Consider the following 6,827-nt stretch of genomic DNA (forward strand, 5'->3'; position numbering starts at 1 on the left):
GCGAGAGGCCGAAGCCTTTCGCTTTTTTAATTTGTTGCATGTTTTTTGGACATTGGAACAGATACTGGCTGCTTTTCTGCTGTTTTTTCTGTTTTTGGATAATAAATTAAATCCAATGTTTTTGCCTGTACGGCAATCGAAAGAATAGTAAAAGCAATTTCTGTCCAATTTAAATAATATAATGAAAGCGCAAGAACAATCGCGTCAAAGACGAAGAAAATTTGCCCAATTGTAAAACGAGTTCGTTTACTTAATACAATTGTTAAAATATCGTCTCCACCGGTTGCACCGCCAAATCGCAATATAAAACCGAGTCCAATACCAGCTAACGCACCGCCAACTACTGCAGCTATAAATAAGTTATTTGATAAATCTACCGTAAATGGAGAATAATTTTCCATAAAGGAATAAAATACTCCGAATGAAATTGAACCTAAGAATGAGTAGCCAACCATTTTTCTACCTAAAAATGAAGCACACAGTAAAATAATTGGGATATCCATTAATACAGTTGAAATAGATGGTGAAATATCATAAAAGTTTTGAATGAATAGTGCAATTCCTACAAAGCCACCTTCTGTTAAGTGGTTTTGGAAGTGAATGTGATATAGCGCTGCTGCTAAAATAAATGAACCGATTAAAACCATAAAAATTTCTTTAATAATTTGCCGACTTTGGATGTTCCTCATCGTTATTCCTTCTTTCCGTAGTTAGTAGTCCTTTTTGTGTTGTAAACTAACTACGAGCTCACATGTAGCTTTCAGTTAGTTTACGAAAAAACTAACTACGCTATATGTCGCTGAAGAAATAACGAATAATCCTCTCGTCCATCAATTCTCCCTACCTTCGTTTTAGTTTAAGTCTTAAAACGACTAAACAAAACGTGGAGTAGGATTCGTCATTTAGCAATCCTGCTCTTCTTTGTTTTGTTTAGTTAGTAACAATTAAGTCCTAAACAAAACGCTATGTGTAAGAAGAGTCTTTTTTTTGCCAAATTATCCTTCGGGCAATCATAATTTCCCCACTCTCGTATTTTTTTCGCTAGACTAAAGTATCTGAGCTGAAAAATACGCTACGTGTATGATTCGTCAATACGATGCCACATGCTCCTTCGAGCGATCATGATATCAAAATCCCTTCCTTCAAGATTTATACTATTATATCATACTTTTAAAAAATGTATGCGGATGGAAACCGACAATAAACGGAGGGAATCTACAAAAAATGTTATGTTTAAATATTTTTGTAGAAAAGCCTAAGTTATTTTGGAGGATTGGACAGTTTGTAAAGGTTTGTCCAATAAGTAAGAAAAAAGGGTTTTATTCAGTTGTATTCTTTTCATCATTTTTATCTTTAAAAAACGCATCCCAACTAATCATACTTAAAAAAGTTAAAGCGATAATAACGAAAGCGCGCATAGGTTTGAGACCTCCTTTTGTACATAGTATATGAAGCATTCGATTCGGAATGTGTCATTTTTTTACAATCCTTAACTATTATGAGAGTATATTAATATAGATAGATGAAGGGGAGAGTGAAGAGATGCTAAAAGACATGTTCAAAAGAAAAGAATTAATATGCATTTCATGTCAGAAAAAAATTCAATATGAAGAAGAGCTTGTTGCTTTTGTAAAGTTGCCGAAAGAAAGAAGTATATTAGTTGGTCCATTTGATGTATGTTTGGCGAAAACAGCACAAGAGATATATTGTAAATCTTGTTACGACAAAAAAGCATGACCCAAAGTAATTGAGGGGCATGCTTTTTTCATTGGTGTGCTTTCCCCTCAGATACATTTTGAGTGAGTCGATACCAAAGCCAAAGGTCATTAATGATAGAAGCAAGATCGGCAATTTCTGAATTTAGTTTACAAGAAACTTCGAAGTCTTCTTCATTATTTAAATAATGTTGTTTTGTATTAATATAGTGCTCAAGTTCTTTTATACGATCAGGAATTTTCCCGCGAACTTGTTCCCATTTTAGTAAAATAGCATGTTGCATTCTTTCGGGGATTTCTTCCCAGTCTTCTTGTAAATGTGGAATTTCAATTCCTAGATGTTCATCGTATAAGAAATACTTTTCCATAAGTTCACCCCCGTTTTCCTGCTTATATTGTACAGAAAAACAGAAAGAAGTTCGACGAAATTGTTTGAAAAAATTTGAAAATGACTCTTGATACATTTTGTGAAAGGTGGTAAAGTGTGAATTATTATAAGATAAAATGAATATTTATTCTTTAGGGGGATGCAAAATGGAGAAGAAAAAAGTTGTATTAGCATATTCCGGAGGTCTTGATACTTCCGTTGCAATTAAATGGTTACAAGAGAAGAATTATGATATTATCGCGCTTTGTTTAGACTTAGGGGAAGGTAAAGACTTAGCATTTGTAAAAGAAAAGGCACTTTCAGTAGGTGCAATTAAATCATATATGATTGATGTTCAAGAAGAATTTGCAAACGAATATGCATTGATGGCGATGCAAGCACACACATTATACGAAGGGAAATACCCTCTTGTCTCTGCATTATCTCGTCCGCTTATTGCGAAGAAATTAGTGGAAATCGCAGAACAAGAAGGCGCAACTGCAGTTGCACACGGATGTACAGGGAAAGGAAATGACCAAGTTCGTTTTGAAGTTTCTATCCAAGCATTAAATCCTTACTTAGAAGTGATTGCGCCTGTACGTGAATGGAAATGGTCACGTGAAGAAGAAATTGCATATGCAAAAGAAAACGATGTACCAATTCCGATTAATTTAGATAGCCCGTTTTCAATCGATCAAAACTTATGGGGACGCAGCAACGAATGTGGAATTTTAGAAGATCCATGGGCAGCGCCGCCAGAAGATGCATATGAGATGACATTGGCATTAGAAGATACACCGAATAAACCAGAGTTTGTAGAAATCGGATTTGAAGCAGGAGTACCGACTACTTTAAATGGCACTGCATATTCACTTGCAGAATTAATTAAAACGTTAAATGCGCTTGCTGGAAAACACGGCGTTGGACGTATTGATCACGTAGAAAATCGTCTTGTCGGTATTAAATCTCGTGAAGTATACGAATGCCCAGCAGCAATGACGTTAATCACTGCGCATAAAGAGTTGGAAGATTTAACACACGTAAAAGAAGTAGCACATTTTAAACCAGTGATTGAACAGAAAATAACAGAACTTATTTATAATGGTTTATGGTTCTCGCCTTTAAAACAAGCACTTCATGCATTTTTACAAGAAACGCAAAAGAATGTAACAGGTACAGTGCGTGTGAAATTATTTAAAGGTCATGCGATTGTAGAAGGACGTAAATCTGAATACTCTTTATACGATGAAAAATTAGCAACATATACTGCTCAAGATGAATTTAATCATGATGCAGCAGTTGGATTCATTTCATTATTCGGTTTACCGACGAAAGTATACAGCCAAGTGAATCAAAAGAAGGTGGAAGCGTGAGCAAACTTTGGGGCGGACGTTTTACAGAAGAAGCCGAAGCATGGGTTGAAGAGTTTGGAGCATCCATCTCCTTCGATCAACAATTAGTAAATCAAGATATAAACGGGAGTATTGCACACGTAACGATGCTAGCAAAGCAAGGCATCGTGACGAAAGAAGAAGCAGAGAAAATAAAGATAGGTCTTCAATATTTATTAGAAGAAGCGAAACAAAATAAATTACATTTTTCGGTTGAAGCTGAAGATATTCATTTAAATATTGAAAAGATGTTAATTGAAAAAATTGGTGAAGTAGGAGGGAAACTTCATACAGGCCGAAGTCGTAACGATCAAGTGGCGACAGATATGCATTTGTATTTAAAAGAAAAGGTAGAACATATTATAAAAGCTACAAAACAATTGCAAACTGTTCTTGTTCATCAAGCAGAAAATAATATTGAAACCATTATGCCTGGCTATACGCATTTGCAACGTGCTCAGCCGATTTCATTTGCTCATCATATTCTTGCTTACTTTTGGATGTTAGAGCGTGATGTGAATCGTTATGAAGATTCATTAAAGCGTATTAATATCTCCCCATTAGGAGCAGGAGCGCTAGCTGGGACGACATTCCCGATCGACCGAGAATATAGTGCGGAACTTCTTGGATTTAATGGAATTTATGAAAATAGTTTAGATGCAGTAAGTGATCGTGATTTCATACTAGAGTTTTTAAGTAATTCATCTATGCTTATGATGCACTTATCACGCTTTTGTGAAGAACTTATTTTATGGAGTAGCCAAGAGTTTCAATTTATTGAAATGAGCGATCAATACGCGACAGGAAGCAGCATTATGCCGCAAAAGAAAAATCCGGATATGGCGGAACTAATCCGTGGGAAAACTGGCAGAGTATACGGTAATTTATTCAGTTTACTTACAGTAATGAAAGGATTACCACTCGCTTACAATAAAGACTTACAAGAAGATAAAGAAGGAATGTTTGATACAGTCAAAACAGTAGAAGGATGCCTTCATATTATGGCGGGCATGCTTGAAACGATGACTGTAAACAAAGAAAAAATGGGGCAAGCTGTGACGCAAGATTTCTCCAACGCAACAGAAATTGCCGACTACTTAGCAAACAAAGGACTACCATTCCGTCAAGCTCATGAAATTGTTGGGAAGTTAGTGCTACATTGCACACAAAAAGGAATTTATTTATTAGATGTCCCGCTTGAAACATATCAAGAAATGAGCTCTTTATTTGAAGAAGATTTGTATGAAGTTCTTTCACCATATGCGGCTGTAAAGCGTCGTAACAGTGCTGGTGGGACAGGGTTTGAACAAATCAAAAACGCTTTGGAGAAGGCGAAGGGGTTAACGAAAGAAGTTATTAAGAATTGAGTTGGGAAGTACGCCAGTCTAGTAAAGTCTGGCGTACTTTATTTTTTACTAGCATTTAAGTTACAATATAGTAAAAAATAACAATTTAGGGGAAGTCTATGAAAAAAATAGTGTTTATCATTGTACTGTTAATTAGCTTAATTGCAAATGCTAAAGTGTTTCTTTTGGACAAATATATGTATGTTGGTGAAAAAGAAAAGCGAGAGGAAGCGATTATCGCAACGATGTGGCATTTGCAAGATAAAGGATATAAAGAAAGTGATATTTTATATATAAAACCGGCCTTTTATAGCAAAATGGATTCATATGGTATGAATGTACAGTTTAAAGATGAACCAAATGAATCATATACATATAGAGTTTTAAAAGATACGAAAACAAATAAACTAACTGTACACCAAGATAGCAATGAACCTGGTGGTATGGGCGGGAAACATCAAGAGCTTAAATAAAGAAAGAAAACGACTGATGGCATTCGCCTGCAGTCGTTTTTCTTTTAATCATACTTATGTCGATCTTCTGTAATTCGAATATACTCAATATCCATCAAATCACGAAGCAATGCACCATTACTTAGTTCAACGCCATGTTTCTCTTTAAAATGAGTGCGGATTGTATCTAGCATTTCAATTTCTTTTCCGTTCACGTCTAAAATAATGCGTTCAGAATCATCCATATAGCATCCTCCTTTTTTACACATATATATTTTGTCCGTCTATTTCTAAAAAATGTATGTTAACCTAATGTTAGGAAATAAGAAAGGGATGAAAAATGAGACGTATTTATCCCGCATTAACGGGCAGTAAGACCCCGACCTCAAAATTCAGCGAAAGGAAAGAAGTTAGGTGGGGATCAACTGCCCGTAAAAGCCCGATTGGTTCAACTAATAATCAGTGGGGGAGGAACAAGACCCCACTGATTAAAGTTTCACTTTATTTTATAGGGCTAATTTTGTACACGCTAATTGTATTGCATGTTGCATTCCCAAATATCTTTTCATTTGAGGATTTAGAAACAGTACACGTTGCGATATTTATTTTTGCTCTATTTGTAGTAGATTGCTTTATTTCTATATGGCTTTCGAAAAGAAAAGATATACAAGGTAAAAAAGAAATGGAACGGAAAAAGAGAAAACGTTCATTTTGGATGATGACGTACTGTTTGTCTTTAGTGCTTACTGCTGCTTTTTTTAGTGAGCATATTCCATTAGAAAGATTAAATATTGGATTTGGAGCGTTCGTATTCGCATACTATTTTTTTATGCACTTTCTTCCTTATATGAAAGAAAAGCGAGGAGAAGAGGAAAATCCACTTTTAGAAGAAGCGAGAGAACAAGAGCATAAGAGAATAGAAGGGGATATAAAGAAACTTGGAGAACAAAAATGGTATTTAAAATCAAAAATCATATATGTTCTTTGCTTCATTACGCCGCCAATTGGCTATTTGTACGTCTTCTTACTTCGTGAAAAAATGACAGAAGACGCAAAGCAAACGTATTTAACAGTTGCGACAATCATGATGGCATTATGGTCTTTGAAGTTTCTGCCGCCTTATGTATTGGCAATTACCGTTGTTGTCGTAGCATGTCTTGTGTTTATAGTGAAGTTGATAAAATGAAAAACACCAAGCCTATGTGAAGTGAACCCGAATAGTGGTACATGAAAAAAACACCTCCTGAATTCGCATACTAAGTATGCAAATTCAATGGAGGTGTTTTTGGTTTGAAGACAAGAGTTCATTACCCAGAAGAAATAAAGTGGAAAGTGATTGAAATGAAAAAGGATGGATATTCCAATCGGACCATTATGGAGAAGTTTGGAATTAAAAATGTTTCCCAAATTAAGACATGGATGAAGTGGTATCGTACCGGTCAAACGTACCGTTTTCAACAACCTGTAGGAAAGCAATATTCTTATGGAAAAGGGCCAAAAGAGTTAAATGAATTGGAACAGCTACGGTTAGAAAATAAACAGTTAAAAACAAAATT

General features: G+C 35.3%; 9 protein-coding genes. 6 read left to right on the forward strand and 3 right to left on the reverse strand.

Annotation, left to right across the window (positions count from 1 at the left end):
• Nucleotides 1-26 precede the first annotated feature (26 nt).
• Nucleotides 27-689 (reverse strand): YitT family protein, encoded by a 663-nt coding sequence (locus ACODS7_RS13520; RefSeq protein ID WP_001244515.1) that lies wholly within the window; start codon nt 687-689, stop codon nt 27-29.
• Between the two features lie 853 nt (nt 690-1,542).
• On the opposite strand from ACODS7_RS13520, the gene ACODS7_RS13525 reads away from it, so the two are divergent.
• The gene (locus tag ACODS7_RS13525) at nt 1,543-1,737 is read left to right on the forward strand and encodes a hypothetical protein (protein WP_000910273.1); all 195 of its coding nucleotides are present in this window, start codon (nt 1,543-1,545) and stop codon (nt 1,735-1,737) included.
• Nucleotides 1,738-1,765: 28 nt separating this feature from the next.
• Here ACODS7_RS13525 and ACODS7_RS13530 read toward each other — a convergent pair whose 3' ends face one another.
• On the reverse strand, nt 1,766-2,083 hold the full coding sequence (locus ACODS7_RS13530) for a radical SAM protein (RefSeq protein ID WP_243168989.1): 318 nt from the start codon (nt 2,081-2,083) through the stop codon (nt 1,766-1,768).
• Nucleotides 2,084-2,249: 166 nt separating this feature from the next.
• On the opposite strand from ACODS7_RS13530, the gene ACODS7_RS13535 reads away from it, so the two are divergent.
• The 3 genes from ACODS7_RS13535 to ACODS7_RS13545 all read left to right on the forward strand — a co-directional run bounded on the left by ACODS7_RS13535 (nt 2,250) and on the right by ACODS7_RS13545 (nt 5,292).
• Nucleotides 2,250-3,455, forward strand: a complete 1,206-nt coding sequence (locus ACODS7_RS13535; RefSeq protein WP_000412315.1) for an argininosuccinate synthase — start codon at nt 2,250-2,252, stop codon at nt 3,453-3,455.
• Nucleotides 3,452-4,840 carry an argininosuccinate lyase gene (argH, locus tag ACODS7_RS13540; RefSeq protein WP_050844579.1) on the forward strand — a complete coding sequence of 463 codons (1,389 nt, stop codon included), beginning with the start codon at nt 3,452-3,454 and terminating at the stop codon, nt 4,838-4,840. Before ACODS7_RS13535 ends, argH begins: the two co-directional genes overlap by 4 nt.
• Before the next feature lie 98 nt (nt 4,841-4,938).
• A complete protein-coding gene (locus tag ACODS7_RS13545; RefSeq protein WP_016080084.1) occupies nt 4,939-5,292 on the forward strand; it encodes a DUF3139 domain-containing protein in 354 nt (117 codons plus the stop codon).
• 44 nt (nt 5,293-5,336) lie between these two features.
• Here the strand turns inward: ACODS7_RS13545 and ACODS7_RS13550 are convergent, their stop codons facing one another.
• A complete protein-coding gene (locus ACODS7_RS13550) occupies nt 5,337-5,516 on the reverse strand; it encodes a hypothetical protein (RefSeq protein WP_000342760.1) in 180 nt (59 codons plus the stop codon).
• Between the two features lie 242 nt (nt 5,517-5,758).
• Between ACODS7_RS13550 and ACODS7_RS13555 the strand changes: the two genes are divergently transcribed.
• The gene (locus ACODS7_RS13555) at nt 5,759-6,457 is read left to right on the forward strand and encodes a hypothetical protein (protein ID WP_243168991.1); all 699 of its coding nucleotides are present in this window, start codon (nt 5,759-5,761) and stop codon (nt 6,455-6,457) included.
• A 104-nt stretch (nt 6,458-6,561) separates the two neighbouring features.
• On the forward strand, nt 6,562-6,827 hold a 266-nt coding region (locus tag ACODS7_RS13560), incomplete at its 3' end, for a helix-turn-helix domain-containing protein (RefSeq protein ID WP_488826870.1).

The organism is Bacillus sp. FG16 (assembly GCF_057809515.1).

Excerpts from the sequence above, each read along its gene's own strand:
- ACODS7_RS13530 (WP_243168989.1), bottom strand. The coding sequence starts at position 2,083 with ATGGAAAAGTATTTCTTATACGATGAACATCTAGGAATTGAAATTCCA.
- ACODS7_RS13535 (WP_000412315.1), top strand. The coding sequence starts at position 2,250 with ATGGAGAAGAAAAAAGTTGTATTAGCATATTCCGGAGGTCTTGATACT.
- ACODS7_RS13520 (WP_001244515.1), bottom strand. The coding sequence starts at position 689 with ATGAGGAACATCCAAAGTCGGCAAATTATTAAAGAAATTTTTATGGTT.
- ACODS7_RS13550 (WP_000342760.1), bottom strand. The coding sequence starts at position 5,516 with ATGGATGATTCTGAACGCATTATTTTAGACGTGAACGGAAAAGAAATT.
- ACODS7_RS13525 (WP_000910273.1), top strand. The coding sequence starts at position 1,543 with ATGCTAAAAGACATGTTCAAAAGAAAAGAATTAATATGCATTTCATGT.
- ACODS7_RS13545 (WP_016080084.1), top strand. The coding sequence starts at position 4,939 with ATGAAAAAAATAGTGTTTATCATTGTACTGTTAATTAGCTTAATTGCA.